The organism is Botrimarina sp., from assembly GCF_040219535.1.
Lineage (GTDB): Bacteria > Planctomycetota > Planctomycetia > Pirellulales > Lacipirellulaceae > Botrimarina.
The window spans coordinates 16824-40141 of record NZ_JAVJSH010000022.1; the positions used below are offsets into that span (position 1 = coordinate 16824).

Genomic DNA, 23318 nt, shown 5'->3' on the forward strand with positions numbered 1-23318 from the left:
CGGTTGTACCGGCCAACGCGAAACCAGTGCGCGGACGCGTCGCCGAGTGGGTGGCGGCGCGACCACCGCACGGCTGGGGGGGCCGATGCCGCTTCTGCTCGAGCTCAGACGACACGCCGCGCCAGTGCGATGGCTGCTGGCCGGCCTCCTCGCCGTGGGGGCCGCTGCGCCGTCGCTCGCCCAGCCCGGCGACGACGTGCTGCAGACGCACGCGGTGCCCGACGATCGGCGGACCGCGGTCGAGGCTTGGCGGTCGGAGCTGCCAGAAGAGGTGCGATCGGTCTGGGACGAACGGACCGGCCGGCTGCTGCTGTTCGCCCCGCTCGAGACTCACGGCGACCTGCTCCGGGTGCTTGCTGCCCCGGCGCCAGCGCCCGCCCCTAAGCCGGCGCCCGCACCGATCGCCCCGCCGCAGCCGGCGGCTCCGCCCGCCCAACCCGAGGCTGCGCCCACCGCCGACGGCCCGCTGCGGCTGAGGCGTTTGACGCCGAGCGAGCTGCACCAGCGGATCGAGCGGCTCGCCAAGCGTCCGCTGCCCGCCACCTGGAGCGCCGACCGGTCCCAGCTGACGTTCCCGGCGCCCTTCGGGGGCGCCCGGGCGACGCGCATCCGCGTCCGCGCCGCCGACGGGGCCGTAACGATCGACGGCGACCCCGAATCGGCCGCCGCTTGGCGGGACGTGATCGCGGCGATCGAGAGCTCTCAGGCGCCTCCCGACCCGAACTCAGCCGACCGGCGGGGCGCGGTGCGTGTCGTCTCGACAGCCAATGCGTCGCCCGGACGCGTGCGTTCCGCGCTGCAGGCGATCCAGGCCTCGGACACGGCGGCGGTCGCCGATTCGCCCGACGAGCAAGCCGAAGGCCGGCCGGCGCCGGCGCAGCAACCGAGCGCAGCCGGTGTCGCCCAAGACGAGTCGATCCTCGGGCCGGTGCGTATCGAATTCGTCGAAGGGCTGGACGTGATCGTGCTCCGCGGCGATCAAGAAGACGTCGAGCGTGTGATGCAGATCATCGATCAGATCGAGCGACTCAGCGCCGAGACCACCCCCGAGATACGGGTCCGCCGGCTAGACCACGTCGACGCGGACTCCCTCGCCCGCTTGCTCTCGGAAGTCTACGAGGAGGCGCTCGGCCCGCGCGTGGGCGACCTGAGCGTGACCGGCCTGGCGAAGCCCAACGCGCTGCTGCTGATCGGCCGCGCCGAGAACGTGCGGCTCGCGCTCGGCCTCGTGGACCAGCTCGACCAGCCCGTGGAGCCGGCGAACCAGTTCGAGGTCTACCCGCTGGAAAACGCCTCGGCCGGCGCCGTCAAGGCGCTGATCGACGAGTACTTCGAGCAACAGGTCGAGGCCGGCGGCGAGGAGGCCGCGTCGCTGCTCCGCTCGCGGGCCTTCGTCGTGGCCGACGTCCGCAACAACCTGGTCATCGTCAGCGCGGCCCCACGCGACCAGAGGGAGGTGGCCTCGCTGATCCAGCAGGTCGACGCGGCCCGCGGCGCGGCCGTCGACGAGGTCCGCGTGTTCCCGCTGCGCAACGCCCGCGCCGAAGAGCTGGCCGAGCTCCTCCAATCGGCGATCAACCCGGCCGAAGGCGACGACGACCCCGAGGGGCCCGGCGCGCGATCGGCCGCGCTCCGCGTGGGAGCGCTCGACGGCAGTTCGCTCGAGTCGGGCGTGCTCTCCGGCGTGCGCGTGGCCCCCGACACACGGGGCAACGCGCTGGTGGTCACCGCTCCACCCAGCGCGATGGCGCTGATCGAGGCCCTCGTGCGCCGCCTCGACGTGGCGCCCGACGCGGAAGCGGAGCTGAAGGTATTCGAGATCGCCAACGGCGACGCCGAGGCCCTCGCCGCGATGCTCAACTCGCTGTTCGGCGCCGACGAGGACTCCGACGAGCCCGGCGGCTACGGATCGCGTGGCCTCGCGCCGCTTACGGTGACCGTCGATCCGCGCACCAACAGCATCATCGCCGCGGGAACCGCCGAGGACCTGGCCGTCGTCGAGGCGATCCTCTTGCGGCTCGACGACGCGGAGGTCGGCGTGCGTCGCACGACCGTGTTCCGCTTGCGGAACGCGCAGGCGCTGGAGGTCGCGCAGGTGCTCAACGAGTGGCTCGAAACCGAGCGCGCCGCGGAGGCCGACGCGGGTCTGGCAATCAGCCCGCGCGAGCTGATCAACCGCGAGGTGGTGGTCGTGCCCGAGTCGGCGACCAACAGCCTGATCGTCAGCGCGACGCCGCGCTACGAGGACGAGCTCCGCCGGCTCATCGAACAGCTCGACCAGCGGCCGCCGATGGTGATGATCCAGGTGCTCATCGCCGAGGTGGGCCTGAACGACACCGACGAGTTCGGCGTGGAGCTCGGCCTGCAGGACTCGCTGCTGTTCGACCGCTCTCTGCTGTCCGAAATCGAGCGGATCACCACCACGATCAACGAGCAGTCGCCCGGCGGCGCGACCGTGTCGACCACGACCGAGAGCGTCATCTCGAGCGACCTCGCGCCCGGCTTCAACTTCAACAACCAGCCGCTGGGCAACAACGGCTCGGACCGGGCGTTCGAACGCGCGGGCAACGTGGGCGCGCAGGGGCTCTCCAACTTCGCGCTGGGGCGTGTGAACAGCGACTTGAACTTCGGTGGGTTCGTGTTCTCCGCGAGCAGCGGCAACGTCAGCGCGTTGCTCCGCGCGTTGCAAGAGAACCGGCGGCTGGAGGTGCTGAGCCGACCGCAGATCATGACCCTCGACGGGCGGCCGGGCGAGATCCAGGTCGGCGCCCGCGTGCCGCGTATCACGAGCGTGAACCAGACGAATTTCGGCAGCCAGGTTTTCCCCGTCGAGTACGAGCCGGTCGGCATCATCCTCCAGGTCACCCCCCGGATCAGCCCCGACGGCCAGGTCGTCATGAACGTGTTCGCCGAGAAGTCCGAGGTCGGCGAGGAAGAAGACGGGGTCGCGATCAACGTCTCGCCCACGGGCGAGGTGATCCGGGCGCCGCAGATCGCGACGACTACAGCGAGGACAACGGTCAGCGCGGCCAGCGGCCAGACGATCGTGCTCAGCGGCTTGCTGACGAAGCGGACGTTCGACGTGCACCGCCGCGTGCCGCTGTTGTCGAACATCCCCCTGTTGGGCGACCTGTTCCGCTACGACGCGGTCGAGCAGACGCGGTCCGAGCTGCTCGTGATCCTTACGCCGCGTGTGGTGCGTTCGGAAGTGGACGCCGAGATGCTCAAGCAGGTCGAGTCGTCGCGGATGAGCTGGGTGCTCAGCGACGTGATCGAACTGCACGGCCCGTCGGGGCTGCGCACGCGGGGCGACGCCTGGAACGAAGCCGACGCGTGCTACCCGACGCACGTGCCGTCCGAGGTGGAGCTCCTTTCGCCCACCGCCGAGCCGGCGCCGCCCGAGGTCGACCCGCTCCCGGCGCCCGGCGCGCCGCCGACGGTCGAGCAACCGGCGTTCGTTTCGCCGGTGCGGTCGGCGTCGTACCAGCAAGCCGATCGGCCGCCGCGCCGGCTGCCGGCGACGGCCGCGTCGTACTGAGGCGGTTTCTCCCAGTTGGATCTGATGAAGGCTATGTGCGTCCACCGAGCAAACCGGCCCCTCGCGACCATCGGCCTGGCGATCGCCGCCGCGGCGTCCGGCTGCCAGACGCTTTGGACGCCGAACCCGTCGGCGACCGAAGCGAACGGCGCGGCAGTCGCCAAGGCAGAGAAACGGTCGCTCAACCCGCTCGACTGGGGCGCCGAGAAGGACAAACCACGCGAGGGCGAGCCCAGCCGCATCGTTGCTACCTGGACCGACACGGTGCGGCACGCCCCGGGCGAGCCGGCGGAGCGGGGGTTCGGCGGCCGACTCTACTTCTACGATCGGGGCGCCGATCCGATCGCCGTCGACGGGCGGCTGGTCGTCTACGCGTTTGACGAGAGCGGCCGAGAACCGACCGACCACAAGCCGACCCGGCGGTACGTGTTCCCGGCCGAGCAGTTCGGCAATCACCTCAGCCAATCGGAGATCGGCGCGTCGTACAGCGTGTGGCTCCCGTGGGGCGGGGTCGGCGGCCCCAGCACCGACATCAGCCTTATCGCCCGGTTCGAACCGGCCGGCGGCGGCGGCCTGGTCGTGAGCGACCAGGCGACCCAGCGCCTCCCCGGCCGGGATGTCGGGGCCCCGCCCGGCGAGGGCGTAATGATCGCCGGCAAACCGGCGCCGCCCGTGCAGCAAGCCGGGTTCCAGTCGCCGCCACCCCGCGCGGGCCAACCGGCCGCGTCGGCCACCGCAGAGGCCCCTCCCGCCCCGAAGCGCCGCCTGACGACGACAACCATTAACCTGAGCCGCTGATCGGCGCGGCGACTAACGCGGCGCCGGGAGCAGCTCGGGCGGCTCGGCGGCGACCACCAACTCGTTCTCGACGCGTTCCACGCCGGGCTCCATCTCGGCGAGCTTCTCGGCCACCATCCTCTCCGACTCGCTGGCCACGGCGCCGCGCAGCGTCAGAACGCCCTCGGCGGCCGACACCGACACCTGCCCGTAGCCTTTGCGGCGGAACAGGTCGGCGACGTTCGACTCGGCCGCCCGCACGCTCGGCGCCGACCTCGCCACGGTCTGGCTCAACCGGTCCGAGAGGGTTAGTCGGACGCGCACCGCGGGCCGACGCTCGGTGTCGCCCTCGGCGCCACCGCCGCCGGCGTCGCGGCCGGCGCGTTGGCTCCGCTGCATCGCGTTCCGGAACTGCTGCTGGCTGGCGCCGCCGAAGAAGTTTTGCATGTCGGCGCCGCTGCGACCCACGAAGCCCTGGCTCTGCACGCCGGCGGTCTGCGCCCCGAAGCCGCCTGCTGCTCCGAACGGCGACGCCGACAGCCCGCCGGACGACTGCCCCGCGCCCGAACGGCCGAACGACGACTGGCCGAAGCTAGATTGGCCGAAGCCCGACTGACCAAAGCCGGATTGGCCCATCGAGGAGCCGCCGAACGACGACTGGCCGAAGCTAGATTGCCCCAGTGACGAGCCGCCCCCCAACGAGCCGAACGAACTGGCGCCCCCCGCGCGGCCCTGCCCCTGCGCGTCGGCCGCGAGAGTCAAGATCGCCGCGGCCGCGACGAAAACTAGTAAGATAGGCCGGCGGCCCATGGCGAGCCCTCTCGCAACAGGGAAGGTTCTCGAAACCTCTGCTGCCCTATTCTAGCCACCCATCGACGCCGCTGGGCGCCGAACCGAGCGGGACAAGGTTTTCTCTCTAGGAGACACTCCGTGACGCGCAACCTTCTGTCCGCCGCCGTGCTGCTCGCGGCGGCCGCCTCGGCTCTGCCGGCCCTAGCACAGCGGCCCACGGCGATGCGGCTCTTCCCGAGCCGGTCGGTCGTGTTCTTCCGCACGCCCGAAGCGGCCACGCTGGTCGCGAAGGTGAACGGCTCCAACTTCTTTACCGACCCGGAGATCGCTCCGTTTCTCCTAGCGCTGTACTCCCGTATCGACGACGCGTTCCGCTCGGGCCCGGGACAAGTCACCGGCGGCGGATTGGACGAGTTGCTCCTGTTGTTCCAAGGCGAAGTGGCGGTGGCCGTCGTGCCACGCCGGAACGAGCCGCCGGGCGTGATCGCGCTAGCCGACACGGTCAGCCAACTCGCGGCCGAGGACGACGGGAGCGGCCGACAGCGGGCGCAGGAATTGATCGACTCGCTCAAGCGATACGCGGAGCAACAGGGGGGCGGGCAGGTCCGCGAAGAGCCCGTCGGCGCCACGACGGCCACTGTCTTCCGGCCCGACAACGACGCGTCGAACGCGTGGGGGATCGCCGAGCGGGAGGGGGTCCTGCTCGCGTCGAACGACCCCGTGCTGCTCGAGTCGGCCTTGCTCAAGTGGGACGAAGCAGACGGCGTCGCCTCGGCGCCGGCCCCCTCCCCTGGTCCCGCCGAGCCCGACGCCGACGCCGGCGACGACGAGGCGACCGCCGACGAGCAAGCGGAGGAGCGTGTCCGCCGGCTCCGCGATCGATACGCGGCGCCGCTGGCGGAAAACGCCGCATTTACCGAGGCCCTGCGCGAGTGCGTCGAGAGCCGGATCGGCGGCGGCGACGCCGTGCCGCCCGACGCGGCCGCGTTCGTCGACCCGATCGGCATCTTCCGCGCCGCGTCCGACGGCAATGTCGGGATGCGTTTCGCCCTGGCAACGCTCCCCGTCCTTGGGCTCGACGGCGTCGGGGGGGCCGCCGCAGCAATGTGGATCGACGCGGGCGAATGGGACAGCCTCATCCGAGCCCACCTGTTGCTCGACAACCCGCGGGCGGGGGTGCTGAAGATGGCGCGGCTCGAACCGACCGACCCCACGCCCTGCGACGCGATCCCGGCCGACGTGGCCAGCTACACGTGCGGCGCCGTCGAATTCGGCGCGATCCTCGACGGCGCCGAGCAGCTTCACGACAAGATCCGCGGCGAGGGGACCTTCTCCACGCTGGTCCAAGAGCAGTTCACCGACAAGGTCGGCGCCACGCCCGGGGAGCTCGTTTCGCTGCTCGACGGACGGTTCGCCACGATCCAGGGCTTCGGCGACATCGAGCAGGGCGAGGCGCCGCGCGTCGCGCCCGCTCGGGCGGTGCTGCTGCGGGTGAACGACCCGGCTGTGGCCGACGAGGCCGTCCGGAGGCTGCTGGACAATGCCGACGTGAAGGTCCAATGGCGCGAGCACGCCGGCGTGCCTTATCTGACGAGCGACCGCGAGCCGACCGACTCGCTCCGGGTCGAGCAAGAAGGCGACACGACCCGTGTGCAAAGCAGTGCGGACTTCGGGTCCGCAGCGATCTTGGGCGACGACCTCGTGCTGTGCCAAACCGAGCGGCTGCTCGTGAAGATGATCGAAACCCACGCCGGGGAGCGACCCCGGCTGAGAGAGCACCTCACGTTCCGGCTGACCTCGAGCCGCGCCGCGCGGCTCGGCGCCGATACCGTCGGCGGCGAGGAAGGGCGCCTGCTTATCTACGAGGACCCGGGCGAGCAGTTCCGGCGGTGGCACGCGGCGGGCACGTCGGACGAGAGCCGCCGGCAGCTCGACAACCTGGCCGAGATGGCGCCCCCGATGCGTTGGCTCCGGGACGCGCTGGACGACGCGGGCGTGCCGTCGCTCGAGGCGCTGATGCGTCACGCGGCGCCGTCGGGCTCAACCGTCTACGACACCCCCCGCGGTTTCCGTTACGTTCAGTTCACGTTCAAGCTCGACGCCGGCGAGTAGCCGCGCCGCCAGCCGCCAGCACAAGTGCGGCGAGCGTTAGGGAACCGGGCTCGGGCGTTGCGTTCGAAGCGGTCGCGAGCTCGAGCGGCTCGCGGAGTGCGCCGAACGCGTCGCGCCAGAGTCCATAGTCGTCGGAGTCGGCGTCGCCGTCGAAGTCGGCGTCGCCGAGGCCGGTGAACGCGCCGCCCTGCGCGTCGCGCCAAAGGGTGTAGTCCGCCGCGTCGACGGCGCCGTCGAGGTTGAAGTCGGCCGGGTCGGTGCGGGCTAGTTCGGTCACCAGCAGGCGGGCGTCGCTGGGGGTGACGAGGCCGTCGACATCGATGTCGAGGAGCCAGTCTTCGCCGCCCAGGCCGGCGTGGATGGCCGCCAGGTCGCCGGCGTCGGTCTGCGCGTCGTCGTTGACGTCGCCCCGGCGGAGCAGCACCTGCTCGAGCCGCTGCGGGACCCTCGGGTCGGTCGCCGCGGCCAGCACGACGCTCGGCAGAGCGATCAGGTCGCGGGTGTCGACGAGGCCGTCGGCGGTCAGGTCGGCCGCCGCGTTGAACAGCGAGTTTCGGGAGTAGAGAACCGTCTCGAAGCCGACGGGGCCGATCAAATCGGCGTTGTTGACCGAACCGTCGGCGTTGAGGTCGCCGAGCCCGAGCCCCAACTCGGTTTGGGTGAACAGCCCGGCTTGTCGCTGGATGTTCGTCGTGCCGGTGGGCTCGATCGAAACGATCGTCGCGACGTGGTTGCCCGAGGTGACGCCAAACTGGCCAGTGATGAACTTGTCCCGGTCGTAGTACCCGGCGCGGCCCTGGTCGGCGTCGACCATGGCGAGGATCTGCTCGTCGGTTGTCGCCGCGGGCAGGTCGAGGAACACGTGGACCCGCTCGGCCGTTTGGTCGCGCGAGGTCACGATGAGGTCGCGGTTGTTGGGATTGCCCGGGTCGCTCGCGAAGGGGGCGAAGCTCGTGACCTCCGACTCGGGCGGCAGGAGGTCGACGTAGAGCGTCTTGCGGAAGTCGGTGAACACAGCCGGCCCGCCGTCGCCGCCGGTGGACGCATCGCGGTGGCGGAAGGCCCGCGCGGTGAGGTGGTGCCGCCCTTCGGACAACTGCGTGGCGTCGACGGCTTGCTCGTAGACGCCCTGCCCCGACCCGACGTTCTGCAAGCCGTTCCACACGTAGCCGGGCGCATTGGTGGTCTGAAACTCTTCGAAGCCGTAGGCCACATCGCCGGGCGTCACGGCGTCGACCGCGCCGTTGCCGTTGAGGTCCAGTCCGCCATCGATACGCAGCATCGCGCGGTCCGCGTCGGCGTGGGGGTCGCGGACCGAACCGGGGCCGCTCGGGTTGGGCACGGAGACCGGCGACGTGTCGAGCCGCACGGTGAACGTCGGGTCGCTGATCACCTCGACGTCCGCCAGCCGCGCCGAGCCGTTCGTCGACGTGCTCGGCGGCGCGCCGGGGAGGACGCCGCTGGAGGTCACGCCGAGCACGCCCTCGGGGGGCGCGACGCCGTAGACGACGTAGCCGCGGCCGTGGCCGCCCGAGCCGGGAACCGTCAAGTCGATCTGGCCGCCGGGCCCAACGACCAAGGACTCCGGGATGTCGCCGGAGGGGTCGACCGCGGGGTCGGCCGCGTTGCCGGTTAGCTCGACCAGGATCGTGCCCGGCGCGAAGTCGGTCTGGACCCCGTTGCGCCGGAGGGCCACCGAATCGTTGCGGCTGTTGAGGCCGACGATGGCCGACCGCGACCGCTCGTACGCGTAGAAGTTCGAGAAGCCATTCGGGTTGAACGCGTCGTCGATCCAACGCTCGCGGAACTCGCCCCGCCCGTGCGAGTTGCGCAAGCCGACGAGCGTCGTGATCGTGTCGCCGTAGGCGCCGCCGAGGGCGTCGAGCTTGCCGGGCTGAGGGAACGAGTCGCTGGGGATCGCCTTGGCGTTGAAGTAGACGAGCGCCTCGCCGGGAAGCATCAGCGTGTACGCGTGGGCCACGTTCTCGAGGAACGAGCCGCCCTCGTCGTGGCTCTGGGTGAAGGCCACCCCTTGGCTGCCGTTGATGAGGCCGTCGTCGTTGAGGTCCATCGCGGCGCCGCGCACGCCGTGCCAGTTGTTCGCTGCACCGTTGGCGGTGAGGTTGTCCTTCAGGCGATTGAACAAGCGGAAGTCGAGTGCGTCGCGGTTGCCGCCAACCCGAGAGAGGTCGCCGTTGTCGATGTCACGCCGGATGAAGTCCTGCAGGAAGCCGGGGCTGTCGAAGCCCGTTTCACTGAACGAGTACGCGTGCCGGGGGCTGCCGTCGAGGTAGGGCGTTCGCTTGGCCAGAAAGGCCGCGTTGTCGAAGTCGTTGAGCACGTCGCGCGGGAAGTGCCGAGCCGCGTCGATGCGAAAACCGTCGACGTCGTACTCCTGCAGCATCCAGCGAACGTTCCGCTGCAACAGCTCGACCGAGTTCTCTAACACCGGGTCGCCGGCGGTGGGATCGTCGGCGTTGAAGCTCCAGAGCGTGATCGTCTGGCCGCGCCGCGGGTCGAACACTTCGACGCCACCCAGATCGCGGTCGGGATAGAACCTGGTGTTGGTCGGGTCGGGCCGGTTGAAGAGCGTGCCCGCGGGGATGTTCTGGGGATTGGCCGGGTCGACCGGGTGCCGCACGAATCGGTAGTCCTTCTCCTGCGCGATGTCGTTCAGCCCGGCGAGCTGCCCACGCAGCTCGTCCTGCGTGAAGTCCAAGAACGGCGTGTGGAAGTCGCCGTCGATGTCGCCCGGCAGTGTGAGCGCGAAGCCGGGGTAGCCGCCCAGGTTGACGAAGTTTTGGTCGGTCCGGTTGCCGACGCCGTTGTGGTTCCACAACAGGTCCGGGTGCATCGTGACGCCCGCCTTGTGCGACGCGTCGATCATCGCGCGGAAGCTGGCGTCGGTCCCGTAGCGGGTTTCGTCGCGCGGCGCGCCGAAGCTGAACCGGTCGAACACGTCGTAACCGACCGACAGCACGCCGCTGGCTCGGTTGGGCGGCGGGACCCACATGCGTCCGTAGCCGGCCGCGTGCACGTCGGCCATCCGGTCTTCAACAAGGTCCCAGCGGGCCTCGAAGAACTGCAGGATGGCCGGCGACGACGCGTCGACGCCCTCCGCGGGCGCCGCCGCCAACGCAGCAACCACCGCCGCAAGCAACCCTATCCCAATCCCACGCGGTGTCTTCATCAAAGCGAGCATCTCTCAGGACAGCCCAGCCGCGGCTTTGCCGCGGCGGTTCAGGTGGAGTCGGAGCGCGCCTGACCGAGCCGGTCTTCGAGGCGCTTCTTAAAGTCATCCAGGTTGTCGGCCCGCACGGGGATGCAGTGCACGCCGACATCGACCCGCCCCGACACGGGCAGGGCCAGGTAGCGGCCGGAGCGGACCTCTTCGAGCATGCGGATCGCCTCGTACCCGAACATGAATGGGTCCTGCGCGATCGTCGCGTGCGCCCGGCCCGAGCGGATCGCGTCGAGCACGCGCGGGTCCTCGTCGAACGCGATGACCTGGACGGCGTCGCCGCCGTCGATGCCGGCGAGCGTCTCGAGGGCGATCGGGCCGTGGTAGCCGAACGTGCAGACGATCGCGTCGAGCCCCGGGTTCTGCTCGACCGCCTTACGCACGTTCTCTCGGCAGAGTTCGTAGTCCCCGCGGTCCATGTAGGTCGCGACGATCTCGTACTCGGGTTGTTCGCCCGCCTCGCCGGCCTCCCCGCCGGCGGCGTCTTCCTCGCCCCGCGGCGAAGCGGCGACTCTGGCGGAGTCGTCTTTAGCCGGGGCGGCGAGCGCCTCCTCGAGGCCTTGGCTGCGTTCCGCGGCGTTGGTCTTCGCGAGGCTCGCGATCAGCACGGCGACTTGGCCGCCATCGGGCAGCGCCTCGCGGACGAGCTGCGCGGCGATCTCGCCAGCTTCGTAGTTGCTCGATCCCACGTAGAACATCCGGCGTGAGCCCGGCGCGTCGGAGTCGACCGTGACGACGGTCGCCTTCTCAGCAAGCGTGTTGATGGGTGTGGTCTGGCGGTCGGGATCGATCGGGCCGATCGCAACGCCGTCGACGCCGCCTGCGGAGGCCACGTCGCGCAGCCAGCCGAGCTGTTCCCTGAGGCCCTCCTCGCCCTCGCCGGTCGGCATGCGGACCTCGACCTCGGCCCCCGACCGGCTGGCCGCTTCCTTTGCGCCCGCTACGCAGAGTTCCCAGTACGGGTCGGCGCCGCCAGCCAGAAAGACGTACCGGCCGGGCTCGCTGGCCGCGGGCGCAGCCGCCACGCTGGTCGGCGCCGTGTTCAGGTAGTAACCCACCGCGATCGCCGCCAGGATCACGATCGGCCAGACCACGTAGCGGATTCCGGCGCTCATAGCTCTACCCGCGGGAAGAAGGAGAAGGTCCGTTGATCGAATGGGTTTCAGTTCGGCGTGAAACGGATGGCCTGCCCGCCGCCCGGCGCCAGCTTCAGGGTCAGCACCGTGTCGGACGTGACGCCGCGCTCTTCGACGGCGTACGCCGTCGGGTTATCGCGCCAGTGGGCGTCGTCGGCGTCGCGCCAGATGCGGGCGGTGTAGGTCTTGTCGGGATCGAGGAAAGAGAGCGGCGTGTCGAGTGTGCGGGCCTCGTCGTCGCCTACGGCGCCGAGGTACCAGCGCTCGCCGTCGCGCTCTTGGCGGGCGACGACGCAGTGGTCGCCGATGCCCCCGCTGAGCGCCCGGGTTTGTTCCCAGTTGGTGGGCACATCGACGATCCAGGCCAACGCGTCGGGCTCCTTCTCGTACACCTCCGGGAAGTCGCACGCCATCTGCATCGGGCTGTAGATCACCACGTACAGAGCGAGCTGCTTCGCTAGCGTGCTCGGGATCTGGTTGCCCGGCTTGTCCCCTGTCGTGAGCTTCAGGTCGAACACGCCCGGCGTGAAGTCCATCGGGCCGGACAGCATGCGAGTGAAAGCGAGCACACTCACGTGATCGGGCGGGTTGCGGTACTCGCCGCTCCACGCGTTGTACTCCTGGCCCCGGGCGCATTCGCGGCTGAGGAAGTTGGGCCAGGTGCGGCGGAGGCCCGTGTCTTTGATCGCCTCGTGGGCGACCACCATGATCTTGTGCTTGGCGGCTTGTTCGACCACGTGCTGGTGGTGCCGCACCATGTACTGGCCGTGGTGCCACTCGCCGACCTCGTTCCCCCGCTCGTCGATCCGCTCGATCCCGGGCCCGAAGTCGACGTACCCGGTCTTCACCGCGCGGACGCCCAAACGCTGGTAGAGGTCCAGCGCTTCGTCGAGCTGGCTCTCATAATTGGGGATCGCGCCGGCCGTCTCGTGGTGACCGATCAGGAAGACCCCCCGGTCGTTGGCGTACCGGGTCACTTCCTCGATGTCGAAGTCGGGGTAGGGCTCGGTGAAGCTGAACTTCTTTCCGTTCTGGATCCAGTCGCCGTCCCAACCCTGGTTCCACCCCTCGACCAGCACGCCCTTGAAGCCGTGCCGCGCGGCGAAGTCGATGAAACGCTTCGTGTTCTCGGTGGTGGCGCCGTGCTTCTCGCCCGACTCCCAGGTGGATCGCCCGACGTGCATCTCCCACCACACGCCGACGTACTTGCCGGTCTCGATCCAGGAGGTGTCCCCGAGCTTCGAGGGCTCGTTGAGGTTGAGCAGCATCGCCGACTGGTAGAGCCCCGCCGGCGTGTCGGCCACCTGGATCGTCCGCCAGGGCGACTCCATCGGCGTGGCGGCGCGCACGAGCACGCCGTCTGACCAGGGGTAGAGGGCCGCCTTGAGCGTGGTCCCTTCGGTCCGCTTCAGCGCCATGCTCGAGAAGTCGACGAGCGCCGCCTCGTGCAAGCTGACGTAGCAGCGATCGCCGGCGCGGAAGGTCACCGGCGTGTGGACCGCGTCGGTCTTGCTGGCGGGCGTTTGCGAGTAGATGTACTCGTACCGGTTGTCCTGGAAGGCGGGGATCCACCAGGCCGGCCAGTCGCCAGCCAGGGCGAACTCGGTGAGCTCGTCGGCGACCACCACGTCGGTCAGGTTCTCCTGCTCGGGCAGCGTGTAACGGAATGCGACTCCGTCGTCGAAGACCCGAAAGACCACGCTCATCCGCAGCCGATCCCCCCCGGGCTGGGCGAGGCCGACACGCAGCTCGTTGTGCCGGTCGTGGACCGCCTCGCACTCGCCCCATGGCTGCGTCCAACTCGTGTCGACGGACTTCCGGCCCTGGTGATCGATCGCGAAGCCCTCGGCGAGCGACACGCCGCCGCGCAGCAGGAAGCCCATGCGCGAGGGCGCCACCAACGGCTCGCCGCGCCGGGTCACCTTATACGACGGCTCGCCGGTGTCGCTTAGTTCGAACTCGACGACGATCGACCCATCGGGCGAAGCGACGCGGGTTTCGGCCGAGGCCGGGCGGCAACAAGCGATCAGAGCCGACGCGGCGATGAGTGGGACGAGAAGTTTCGTCATGCTGTTGGGATGACCGATGAGGTTCGCGGCATGGGGGCCGCAAGGGCTCAGTTCGTGCCGGGGTAGACGTCGCCGTCGTCGTTGCGTCCGCCGTAGAAGAAATAGATCTCCGGCTCGACGTCGTACGCGATCGACTGCACGGACCCGTCGCAGTACGCCATGTTCATCGTCGACGGGTGGGCGGCGCCGAAGATCGGCGCGAACGGGTCCGCCGGGTTGTTCTGCACCGGCAGCTTGTCCTGGCCGGCGGTGACCGCTGAGGAGTTGACGCCCACCGGCCGCAGCTCGGGGCTGTCGGCAGCCGGGCCGATCGCGCCCAGGTTCGGCAGGCCCGTGTACCGGAGGTTGTCGTAGTCGTGGCCGACGAAGATGTTTTGGTCGTCGCCGTTGGAGTAGCCGTTGTCGTAGAGCGCGCTGCTGAGGTACTTCTCTCCGGCGAGCGCTGTCTTGCTCGTCCCGTCGGTGATCTGGGCGACCCGCACCTCACTCCGCTGGAAGATGACCCCGTTGTGCTGATCGGTGATCCACTGGACGTTCCCCGTTCGCACAGCGGCCAACGAGGGGGGGCCCGCCGGGCCGGTCGACGCGGTGCTGTTTCCGGCGTTGCCCGCGTAGTCCGTGCGCGCGACCGCGCAGTCGCCCGCGCGGCAAGTGCGAAGGTTGGTCGCCAGACCGGCCTGCACGCTGTTCTCGAAGGTGTAGAGCCGCGCCTCGCGTCGGCTCGGGCAGTTGTAGAGGGAGATCGGAGTCTGCACGAGTTCGAGCATCCGGCGTTCGTCCTCGGTGCGATCGCCGGTCGGCGCGGCCGCGTCGCGGAGGCTTTGCTCTTCGATGAACGGCAAGATGTTGAAAGTCCAACCGCCCGGCTGGTCCCGATCGAAACCGGCCTCCGGGTCGGGCTGCCAGCGCCAGCCCCAGCCCGATGTGGGCATGTGGCCGGTGGTGCTCTCGTGGTTCAAGCAGCCGAGGGCCATCTGCCGGAGTTGGTTCTTGCACTGCGTCCGCCGCGCCGCCTCACGGGCGGCTTGCACGGCGGGCAGCAGCAGCGCGACGAGGATGCCGATGATGGCGATCACCACCAGCAGCTCGACGAGCGTGAAAGCGTTTCGACGGGTCACGTTGGTTCCTCCCTAACCTTTAGCGGACGCTGTGTTCGTGGCGGCCCGCGGCGCGAGCCGTGGCCCGCACAGCAGGACCAGTTTCATCTACCCACGCTTCCGGCCGCCCTCCCCCCGCGAGCGCCCACCGCCTAAGGGCGCCGCCCGGGGGTGCGCGACGGCTCGGCTACTCCCGCGGCTTCCGTGCGCCGGCAACGAGTGCGAACACAGCGAGAAGCAGCGTCGACGGTTCGGGCACGGCCGCCGACGAGCCGAAAGCCACCACCGGGCCGTAGACGACCTTGCCCGTGAGCAACTCGCCGCCGAGGCCGGGGGTCGCGCCGTAGTTGTCGGCCCAGACCTGGTAGTCGGCCTGGGTCACGCCGTCGACGCCGTCGCCGTTGCCGCCGAGCACCGAGTCGTCCGGCGCGCCGAGGTTGTCGCGCCACACGGTGTAGTCGGCCGCGTTGACGAGCCCGTCGCCGTTGAAGTCGCCATCGCTCGACGCGACCAACGCGAACTGGAACTCCAGGTCCCGCCGTCCGGTCGTGCTGAACGGCGTGCCCAGCGAGACCACCGAGTCGGGCCCCAGGGTCCGACCCCCATCGACGAGGAGCTCGGCCAGTTGCGTCGGCCCGGCGTTCGCTTCGAACCACCCGCCGCCGTCGGCGTTTTGATCCTGCAGGCTGCTCCACCTCGTGTTGCTCGTGAGCAGCGAGCCGCTCTCGGACAAGACCGTGTACGCGTCGATCGCAACGGTGAAGCCCGTGGGGTTGACCAACTGGGTCTGACCGGTTGCGGGATCCACGTTGAGCACGAGCGTGTTGTTCGGCAGACCCTCGTAGACGACGTCGCCCTCGATGAAGCCCCCGCCGGGCTTCGCGTAGCGGAAGGTGATGTCTTCGTTTTCCTCGCCGAACGTCGAGGGCGCGGCCGGGTCGAAGACCGCGCCGAGCGACACCGAACCGGACGCCGCCACGGTTCCCGACCCGAGCGGGTTGAGCTCGGAAATCGCGGTGGCGGTTGGGTTGGCGTCGTACCAACCGCTCGCCTGGCTGAAGCCGCCGGTGAAGGCCTGCGGGTCGAGCGCGCCGAGGTTCGACCCCACCGAGTACGCGTCGATCGCGGCCGTGGCGACCCCGCCCGGGTTGGTGATCGTGACCTGCCCGGTCTGGCGGTTGACGCGGAGCACCGGTTGCTGCTCGAGTGTCAGCCGGGCGAACACGCCGTTCACACTGGCGCCGCTCGCCACGGTGTTAACGGCGAAGCGGGCGCCGGGGCCGAGCGACGCGTCGGCCGTCGTGACGACCGAGGCGAAGTTGGTCGGCGTCGCGTCGTTCGCGTCGACCGACGCCGCGTCGATCAGGTTCCAGGTCTGACCGAGCGCCGGCGTGACCCCGTCGAACTCGATCCGCAGCGCGCCGCCGAGGTCGGCGTTGCCGGCGACCCGCAGCGTCGATGCGCCGGCTGCCGGGATCACCCACGTGTGGGTCCCCGCCGCCCCGAGGATCAGGCCGTTGTTGCTCGAGTCGGGGGTGGTCGCGTCGAAGTTAACATTGCTGCCAACCACCCTGAGCCCGCGATCGATGAACGCGTTAGCGACCGTGACCTGCGCCGAGCCGCTGAGGTTGATCGAGCTAGACGGGGCGCCGCTCGCGGAGGTCAACGCGTTCTCGACGTCGAGCGTGCCGCCGGTGACATTGAGGATGCCGACGCCGCCGTTCTGGCCGACGATCATGTCGCCCGCCCCCAGGCCGGAGAGCACGTTGAACGTGACGCCCGTCGGGATCGTCAGGGTCCCGTTCGTGCCGCCGCCGTCGCCGAGGATGACCGACGGCGAGTCGATCGTGCCGCTCGTTTGGACCGACGCGGTGAGAGCCGCGCCGAGGACCGGCGAACCGACAATCGCGACCTCGTCGAAATCGGGGTCGGGGATCTCGAACAAGTCCCAGTTCGCGGCGTTGTTCCACTGGTCGCTGACCGCGAAGTCCGGGTCGATAAAACGGATCTGCGCCGCCGCAGGCGGCGCGGCCGCGATCGCGGCCGTCAACGCCGCGGCGGCGAGGAGTAAGTTTCTGTTCATGACGGTGACTGGCTTTGCTGGGTGTGCGGGTCTGGGCGGCGCCGCGTCGGGCGGCGTCGGCGAGGGGCGGGTCGGTCCGGTGCGGTCAGGTCAACGGCGTGACCGACCCAACCAAGCCGGCGCCGCGGCGAGCATCGCCAGGGCCGCACACGCGGGTTCGGGGATCGCAGCCAGCTGGGCAAAGGCCTCGGCCACCAGGGCGGGCGAGCCCTGATAGGCGTTCTTCCACTCGCGGAAGTCGCGCAGGTCGACCGCCCCCGACAGGTCGAGGTCGCCGTCGGACCGGGCCAGCGGTCCGCCGAAGGTGGCGTTCGTCTCGAGCCAGTTGTCGCGGATCGGGAAGAAGTCATCCTCGAATTCAACGACGAAGTCGCCGTCGGTGTCGCCCGGGATGAACGCCGGGACGTCTTGGGTGACGCTCTCGTAGGTCGGCCCCTGGCGCAACTCGTCGAATTGGAACACGCCGGCCGCGCCGAACCGCGCGAAACTGGTGGAGTTGATGTTGATGTTGAAACCGGAGGCCGAGAAGTCGGCAACCGACGGCTCCGCGGCCAGGCTCGGGTTCCGCCACACAGAGACCGCGTCCATGTTGTCGGTGTCGCTGAGCTCGAACTTCGCGACGAACAGGTTGACGTTCCCGTCGTTGACGCCGAGGTCGCCGAAGAACTGCTCGGAGTCCGAGTTGAACAACACCGCCTGATAGTTCGGCGACTGCGACATGCCGTTCGTGTTCTCACCAACCACGATCTGGAACTGGCGATCGCCGTCGCCCAGGCCGTTGGCGTTGTGCAACTCGAACCCGCCGTAGGTGATCTGGCTGCCTTCGACCGCCGCGTCGGCCTCCATCAGGAAGCTGAGGTAGAGCGTGCGGCTGTCTGTCGCGCCGGTCACCGGGTTGCTGAGGTCGCGGCCGATCCGGCCGTCGGCGTCGGTGGCGCCGAACTGGACCGCGCCGCCCGAGGTCGGCAGACCAGGGTACGTAAGGCCCGTGCCGATGACCTGCGCCCTGTCGCCCTGGAAGCCGTCGCGCCAGGCGCCGGTCCATCCGATGATCGTCGGGTTCTGGCCCAACAGGTTCCCGGTGTCGTACTCGGTTGGGCCGGGGCCAATGTCGAAGTTGTCGATCGGCTGCGCGGTCGCTTGCGCGCCGGCGGCGACGATCGCCGCGGCCGCCGCCCAGCACGCGAGCCGAGTGTTTACTTGTGCCTTCATCTGTAATGCTCCTGGAAGAGGGTGCATGCTGCCGGACTCGATCGGCGCTCGGGGCGTTCCGCCCCCCAGCGACGCCGCCTCGAGAGGCGGCCGTTCGGTACACACCGGACGCGCCGGCGCCCCTGCGCGGGGCGCCGTGTCGCGACCGGCACGGTTCGTTTTCTCTAGGGCGGCCGATCCCCGGCCGCGCCGGAGTTCAGCGGCGACGCGACGCGGTCGCCAGGGCGGCCAAGCCAAGCAGGGCCGCCGCCGTCGGCTCGGGGATCGGCGCGCCCGGCACGACCGCCACGGGGAGCGTCTGGCCGCTGGGGCTGCCGAGGTTCGATGCGCCGTTCAAGCCCGGCAGCGCCTGGTTCGACAGGAAGGTGGCGTCGCCGCTGGTGATGATCGCCGAGATGCCGATGTCGCCCTGGGTGGCGCCGAAGGCCTCGATGAGGTCGATCTCGAGCTCGATGCCGGTGGTCGCCGTGCCCGCGCCGGCCGCGCTCGAGCCGTCGACCCCCGCGGCGTTCGAGTTGTCCCATCCCACCATCACCGCGGAGTTGCCCGCGGCTTCAGCCGGCAAGCTGCCCGGCCCACCGGCCGTAAAGACATCGCTCGCGGTGTTGTCGATCAGGTCGAAGAACCGCACGCCGAGGAAACCGCCGCCGAGCTCGAACCGCAGCCCGTGGTCCATGGTGGCGCCCCCCTCGAACATCAGGCCCTGGAGGTTGTTGATCTCGCCGAACCCGCCATCGGCGTTGTCACCGGCGAGCGACGCCTCGCCGCCATCGGTCGCGTCGAAGAAGATAAACAGCTTGTTGAAGTTGGCCTCGAGGTTGCCGGTGATGCCAATCGTCAGCTTCCGCCCCTCGATGTCGGCGTACAGCGCGTTCAGCTCCGACCCTCCCAACGACTCCTGCGTGCCGGAAGAGTTGCCGAAACCGGTCGGCGTGTCCTGGGTGGCCTGCAGCGTCAAGCCGCCGGTCGGGATATCGGCGCCATCAAGGTGAGCCGCGTCGGCGCCGAGGCCGATGAGCATCGTCAGCGCGACCGCCGAACAACGGAACGGGAACCGATTCATGGGTACCAACCTCCTGAATAAACAAAGGTGCGTAACAGAGACCGCCCAGGCCGAATCAAGCCACGACCACCCCCGGGCGCGTGTCGTGGCGCTACAAGACGTTGCGTTGGAATTGAGCTTCGGAAGAGCCGCCTGTGGCTCACTGCGAAGAGTGTTTAGCGAATTGCGATTTCCCGACCGACGGTCCCTCAGTATACGCAGGCGCCGAGCAATGGCGAAAAGCCCGGGGCGCAATACAGCCTCGCCAGGTCGTCGGCCGCGGCGCCCCTCTGCTCCCAGGTGGCGGAGCCGCCGGTGACCGCCTTGAAGGTGGTGCCGATCCTCAGCTCGTCGATCTCGTGCTGCTTGCTGCCGTTGTAATTGCCGATGCTCACCCGATCGAAGCCGAAGATCCCCTCGATCTCGGCGGTGGGCGTGCAGAGGGACTCGTCGGTCAGCGACTCGGGGTTTCGGTAGACCCGCGCTGCGTCCCGCTCGTGCTCGCCGTAGTCGATGCGTACGACGATGAAGTTGATCCTATCGTCCTCTTCGCCTAGCGACACGAACTTCGCGTCGCCTGGCCTCTCATTGAAATTGACCGCCACCCCGTAGCCCTTGTAGTCGACGTCGTTGCCAATACAGAGCACCCTGTTGTAGTTGCCGTCGCCGCGGTGCAGCTCGAGGCCGTAAAAGCCGTCGTCGGTCTTGGAGATCCGTTGCATGAAGCTGAGGTAGATCGAGCCCCCCGTGCGACGGACCATCGGGAATCCGTCGATAACCTCCATGCAGCCGGCCGCGTGGAACACGCCGCCGAGATTCGTGCTCAGCGTGCGGCGGATGCGGTTGAACTGGCCGTCGAGCAGGCAGCGGTTGCCCAGGGCCACCACCTCGGGCGTGGTCAGGCTGCCGCGGGCGACCACGTTCGTCGAAGAGCCGCCGACCGCGTCGTCTTCCGATTCGAGCTGGACCCAAGCCCCGGCCCAGCCGAAGCCGCCGTTCTGCCCCGCCACGGGACCGGGCTGATAAGCGAAGTTGTCGAACGCCAAAAGGCCCTCTCCGGGGCCGCTGCGTGTGTCGAGGCTGCGGACGAAGCGCTCCTCGTCGGCCGCGAAGCGAGAAAACCGGTCCCCCAGGTCCGCCAAGCGAGCCGCTTGCTGCGGCGCCAGCTCGACGACGCGCCGCACGTTGCCGAGTCGGTCAACCGCCTTCGCCTTGACCCCGCCCTCGAAGACGTGCACCTCCGACGCGCCGCCGTCGGCGACCACCCCGTACTGCACGCCCGACTCGTTGACCACGAGCCGCGGCGTGCGGAGCGAGAAGCTGCTGACCCCTTCTGGAACCGCCGCCGAGGCGCGTCCGCTGTACAGCTCGACGGCGCCTTCTTCGGCCACTCGGAAAGCAGCTGGTCCCTCGAGCACCAACCGGGCGCCGTCGGCGAAAGTCAGCTCGGCGAGGCCCGTCTCCAAGTTCAGAAGCTGGCCACCGGCCACCTCCGCGCCAAAACCGAGATCCTGTCGCTCGCCGCGCCAGCGGCAGTTCCTTGTCGCCGCCACAAGAGCGACCGGCGCCGCAACCTGCTCGGCAGCGCCGTCACCGGCCGGCCCCAATAAGCTGGCGAGCGGGCCGTTACCGCGCGTGCCTTCGAGAGTCAGCCACGACGAGCACGCCGCGCTGATCAAGACCGACGCCGCGATCGCCCAGGCGAACCGCGAGAACCACGCCCTCTGCCGGCCGCCGGACGCCACGCCGGCGCGGTGTGCAAGGACAGGAGAGGGCGCGGCGTCGTCGACGCGCCGGTCGGTCGACGGCAGGTGCATGGCGCCGAGTTCGGCCTCGATGCGCATGAGCTCCATGTAGCGGCGCCGCGACGCTGGGTCGTTCTCCAGCAGCCGATTGAGCTCGGCCGCCTGGTCGTGGCTGATCGAGCGGTCGCTGAGCGCATCGACCAGCGCTCCGAGCCGACCCGACGGCGAGTGGTCCTGCGATGGCGTGCCCGGCGATCCTGCCACGTGGGGCGTCCCTTGTCTTCTCGAGGTGGATAAAAGTCTCTTGGGCGGCGGATCGGGCGAGCCCCGGCCGCGGCTCAGGCTCTGGCGTTGACGGTCCGGTCGACGCAGTCACGGAGCGACCGCCGCACGCGCTGCAGCGCCTTGTACACCGTGTTGACCGGCTGTCCGAGTTGCTCAGCGACCAAGCGAAACGAGCGATCGGCCTCGCCGTAGCAGCGGGCGATCAACTGGCGGTCGGCCGCGGATAGTTTTTCGAGGCACCCGTGGAGGGCGAGGCGTCGTTCCTCCATCAGGTCGGCTCTTTCGATTGCTTCTTCGGCGAGCAGGTCGACGGCCACGTCGCTCAGCCGCTTGCCTTCGCGGCTGCGTTTCGTGCGGAAGCCAAGCACTCGGTTCCGCGCCACGACGCTCGCCCACCTGCGGAAATCGGTCGTCAAGTCAAACGCTTCTTGGTCGCTCCACAAGGTCACACAGACCTCCTGGAACACCTCCTCAGCGTCCGCCACGTTGCCGAGCAGCGTCACCAGATAGGCGTAGAGCCAGCTCTGGTTTTTCGCGAACAACCTTGCGAAGGCGTCACGCCGTTCGTCCATAAGCAGCAGATGAGCAGTCGTCGCAGCTTCCACGGCCGAACTCGGCTACCTTCACGAGCACAGACGGCGGCCGATTTGGTACGACAAAAGCCTGAATGCCCGAAAATGCCCGTCTAATGTCGTGGCAAACCTTCCCAACGGGCACTCAACAACATTAATCCACGACAAACCCGACATGAACCGACGGGCGGGGGCCATTCATCCCGGTCCAGAGGACGCCCCGCTCTCGCCCGGCGTTCCAGGAGGAAAGAACGGCGCTCGCCATCGTTGCATCCCCTACCAGCGCGCTGTCGGCGGGCGGGCGGTGCGGGGGTCCACAACGGTTCCCCCGACGGCGATAATGCCTCCCGCCGAGGGCTACCGGGCACTTGCCAGCGTTTTCGGACGCGGCCGCTTGCCTCTGCCGCCCCGGCCTGTTGGACTGCCATGAGTCGCCCCCCGGGTCGGCTCGTGCGGCCGACGGCGCCTTATCGATCGGTCCGCCTTGGCCCTCATCCCTCCTTCGCTCAAAGCTCGCAATGCTCGACCTTCGCCCCGCCCAAGACACGAGCCTGGACTTCCTTGCGCTCGGCTCGCTAGTCCACCGGCTCGACCCTGGAAAGACGCCGTTCCGCGCGGCGAGGTCGTTCGATGTGCACGTGTCCGGCGGCGAGTACAACGTCGCCGCGAACCTGGCGAGTTGCTTTGGCCTGCGAACCGCGGTGGCGGCGGCGATGGTCGACAACCCGATCGGCGAGCTAATCGAGCGACAGGTCCGGGAACGAGGGGTCCGACCCTTCTACAAGCGGTTCCAGCACGATGGCGTGCGCGGCCCTAACATGGCGACCGTCTACAGCGACCGGGGCCACGGCGTCCGCGCGCCGATCGTGTTCTACAACCGCGCGAACGAGGCGGGCGCCATGCTCGCGCCGGGCGACTTCGATTGGCCGGCGATCTTCTCCGAAGGCGTGCGGTGGTTTCACTCCGGCGGCATCTTCGCGGCGATCGGCCCCCGCACGGCCGAGCTCGTCGTCGAGGGGATGAGAGCGGCCCACGAGCACGGCGCGATCACCTCGTTCGATCTGAACTACCGGGCCAAGCTCTGGAACACCCTCGATCCCGACGATCCTAAGCGCGGCGAGGCCCGCGGCTTGGAGCTGATGCGCGACATCGCGAAGAACGTTGACGTCCTCATCGGCAACGAGGAGGACCTGCAGAAGGGCCTCGGCCTGGAGGGGCAAGACGTCGAGCAGAAGTCGAAGCTCGACCCGGAGGCCTTCTTCAACATGATCGGCCGCGTCCGCGAGGCTTACCCCAACGTCAAGGCGGTCGCCACCACGCTCCGCGAGGTGCACACCACGAACCGACACAGCTGGGCCGCCGTGCTCGGCATCGGCGACCAGCGGTTGGTGAGCCCCACCATGGAGCTCGACGTGCTGTGCCGTATCGGCGGCGGCGACGGTTTCGCGTCGGGGCTGATCTTCGGCCTGCTCGACGGGCGCAAGCCCGAGGACGCCCTGAGGCTCGGTTGGGCCCACGGCGGGCTTCTAACGACCTTCGCGGGCGACGTGTCGCAGGCGCGGCTGTCGGAGGTCGAGGCGCTCGCCGAGGGGGGGTCGGCCCGCGTGCAGCGCTGAC

At 69.4% G+C, this 23318-nt stretch carries 14 protein-coding genes; 4 read left to right on the top strand and 10 right to left on the bottom strand.

Annotated features, from left to right (window positions below; all coding sequences use genetic code 11):
- Nucleotides 1–124: 124 nt before the first annotated feature.
- Nucleotides 125–3538 carry a secretin N-terminal domain-containing protein gene (locus tag RIC11_RS13495; RefSeq protein WP_350212122.1) on the top strand — a complete coding sequence of 1138 codons (3414 nt, stop codon included), beginning with the start codon at nucleotides 125–127 and terminating at the stop codon, nucleotides 3536–3538.
- Nucleotides 3539–3562: 24 nt separating this feature from the next.
- Nucleotides 3563–4336 carry a hypothetical protein gene (locus RIC11_RS13500; RefSeq protein WP_350212124.1) on the top strand — a complete coding sequence of 258 codons (774 nt, stop codon included), beginning with the start codon at nucleotides 3563–3565 and terminating at the stop codon, nucleotides 4334–4336.
- Between the two features lie 12 nt (nucleotides 4337–4348).
- Here RIC11_RS13500 and RIC11_RS13505 read toward each other — a convergent pair whose 3' ends face one another.
- A complete protein-coding gene (locus RIC11_RS13505) occupies nucleotides 4349–5125 on the bottom strand; it encodes a BON domain-containing protein (protein ID WP_350212126.1) in 777 nt (258 codons plus the stop codon).
- Between the two features lie 120 nt (nucleotides 5126–5245).
- Here RIC11_RS13505 and RIC11_RS13510 point away from each other — a divergent pair, with 120 nt between their 5' ends.
- On the top strand, nucleotides 5246–7219 hold the full coding sequence (locus RIC11_RS13510; RefSeq protein ID WP_350212128.1) for a hypothetical protein: 1974 nt from the start codon (nucleotides 5246–5248) through the stop codon (nucleotides 7217–7219).
- Here RIC11_RS13510 and RIC11_RS13515 read toward each other — a convergent pair.
- The 9 genes from RIC11_RS13515 to RIC11_RS13555 form a co-directional block, all read right to left on the bottom strand.
- A complete protein-coding gene (locus RIC11_RS13515) occupies nucleotides 7197–10409 on the bottom strand; it encodes a hypothetical protein (protein ID WP_350212129.1) in 3213 nt (1070 codons plus the stop codon). The genes RIC11_RS13510 and RIC11_RS13515 overlap by 23 nt on opposite strands.
- A gap of 50 nt (nucleotides 10410–10459) precedes the next feature.
- Nucleotides 10460–11575, bottom strand: a complete 1116-nt coding sequence (locus RIC11_RS13520; protein ID WP_350212131.1) for a substrate-binding domain-containing protein — start codon at nucleotides 11573–11575, stop codon at nucleotides 10460–10462.
- A gap of 47 nt (nucleotides 11576–11622) precedes the next feature.
- Nucleotides 11623–13665 (bottom strand): glycoside hydrolase family 97 protein, encoded by a 2043-nt coding sequence (locus tag RIC11_RS13525; protein ID WP_350212133.1) that lies wholly within the window; start codon nucleotides 13663–13665, stop codon nucleotides 11623–11625.
- A gap of 47 nt (nucleotides 13666–13712) precedes the next feature.
- Nucleotides 13713–14783, bottom strand: a complete 1071-nt coding sequence (locus tag RIC11_RS13530; protein ID WP_350212135.1) for a DUF1559 family PulG-like putative transporter — start codon at nucleotides 14781–14783, stop codon at nucleotides 13713–13715.
- Nucleotides 14784–14949: 166 nt separating this feature from the next.
- Nucleotides 14950–16845 carry a hypothetical protein gene (locus RIC11_RS13535; protein ID WP_350212137.1) on the bottom strand — a complete coding sequence of 632 codons (1896 nt, stop codon included), beginning with the start codon at nucleotides 16843–16845 and terminating at the stop codon, nucleotides 14950–14952.
- 90 nt (nucleotides 16846–16935) lie between these two features.
- A complete protein-coding gene (locus RIC11_RS13540) occupies nucleotides 16936–18057 on the bottom strand; it encodes a hypothetical protein (protein ID WP_350212139.1) in 1122 nt (373 codons plus the stop codon).
- Nucleotides 18058–18253: 196 nt separating this feature from the next.
- Nucleotides 18254–19120: a PEP-CTERM sorting domain-containing protein gene (locus tag RIC11_RS13545; protein WP_350212141.1), complete on the bottom strand. Its 867-nt coding sequence runs from the start codon at nucleotides 19118–19120 to the stop codon at nucleotides 18254–18256.
- 188 nt (nucleotides 19121–19308) lie between these two features.
- Nucleotides 19309–21108: a FecR domain-containing protein gene (locus tag RIC11_RS13550; RefSeq protein ID WP_350212143.1), complete on the bottom strand. Its 1800-nt coding sequence runs from the start codon at nucleotides 21106–21108 to the stop codon at nucleotides 19309–19311.
- Nucleotides 21109–21182: 74 nt separating this feature from the next.
- Nucleotides 21183–21701 (bottom strand): sigma-70 family RNA polymerase sigma factor, encoded by a 519-nt coding sequence (locus RIC11_RS13555; RefSeq protein WP_350212275.1) that lies wholly within the window; start codon nucleotides 21699–21701, stop codon nucleotides 21183–21185.
- A gap of 518 nt (nucleotides 21702–22219) precedes the next feature.
- Here RIC11_RS13555 and RIC11_RS13560 point away from each other — a divergent pair.
- Nucleotides 22220–23317 (top strand): sugar kinase, encoded by a 1098-nt coding sequence (locus RIC11_RS13560; protein ID WP_350212145.1) that lies wholly within the window; start codon nucleotides 22220–22222, stop codon nucleotides 23315–23317.
- Nucleotide 23318 lies beyond the last annotated feature (1 nt).

Excerpts from the sequence above, each read along its gene's own strand:
- RIC11_RS13500 (WP_350212124.1), top strand. The coding sequence starts at position 3,563 with ATGAAGGCTATGTGCGTCCACCGAGCAAACCGGCCCCTCGCGACCATC.
- RIC11_RS13505 (WP_350212126.1), bottom strand. The coding sequence starts at position 5,125 with ATGGGCCGCCGGCCTATCTTACTAGTTTTCGTCGCGGCCGCGGCGATC.
- RIC11_RS13515 (WP_350212129.1), bottom strand. The coding sequence starts at position 10,409 with ATGAAGACACCGCGTGGGATTGGGATAGGGTTGCTTGCGGCGGTGGTT.
- RIC11_RS13520 (WP_350212131.1), bottom strand. The coding sequence starts at position 11,575 with ATGAGCGCCGGAATCCGCTACGTGGTCTGGCCGATCGTGATCCTGGCG.
- RIC11_RS13525 (WP_350212133.1), bottom strand. The coding sequence starts at position 13,665 with ATGACGAAACTTCTCGTCCCACTCATCGCCGCGTCGGCTCTGATCGCT.
- RIC11_RS13535 (WP_350212137.1), bottom strand. The coding sequence starts at position 16,845 with ATGAACAGAAACTTACTCCTCGCCGCCGCGGCGTTGACGGCCGCGATC.
- RIC11_RS13540 (WP_350212139.1), bottom strand. The coding sequence starts at position 18,057 with ATGAAGGCACAAGTAAACACTCGGCTCGCGTGCTGGGCGGCGGCCGCG.
- RIC11_RS13545 (WP_350212141.1), bottom strand. The coding sequence starts at position 19,120 with ATGAATCGGTTCCCGTTCCGTTGTTCGGCGGTCGCGCTGACGATGCTC.
- RIC11_RS13555 (WP_350212275.1), bottom strand. The coding sequence starts at position 21,701 with ATGGACGAACGGCGTGACGCCTTCGCAAGGTTGTTCGCGAAAAACCAG.
- RIC11_RS13560 (WP_350212145.1), top strand. The coding sequence starts at position 22,220 with ATGCTCGACCTTCGCCCCGCCCAAGACACGAGCCTGGACTTCCTTGCG.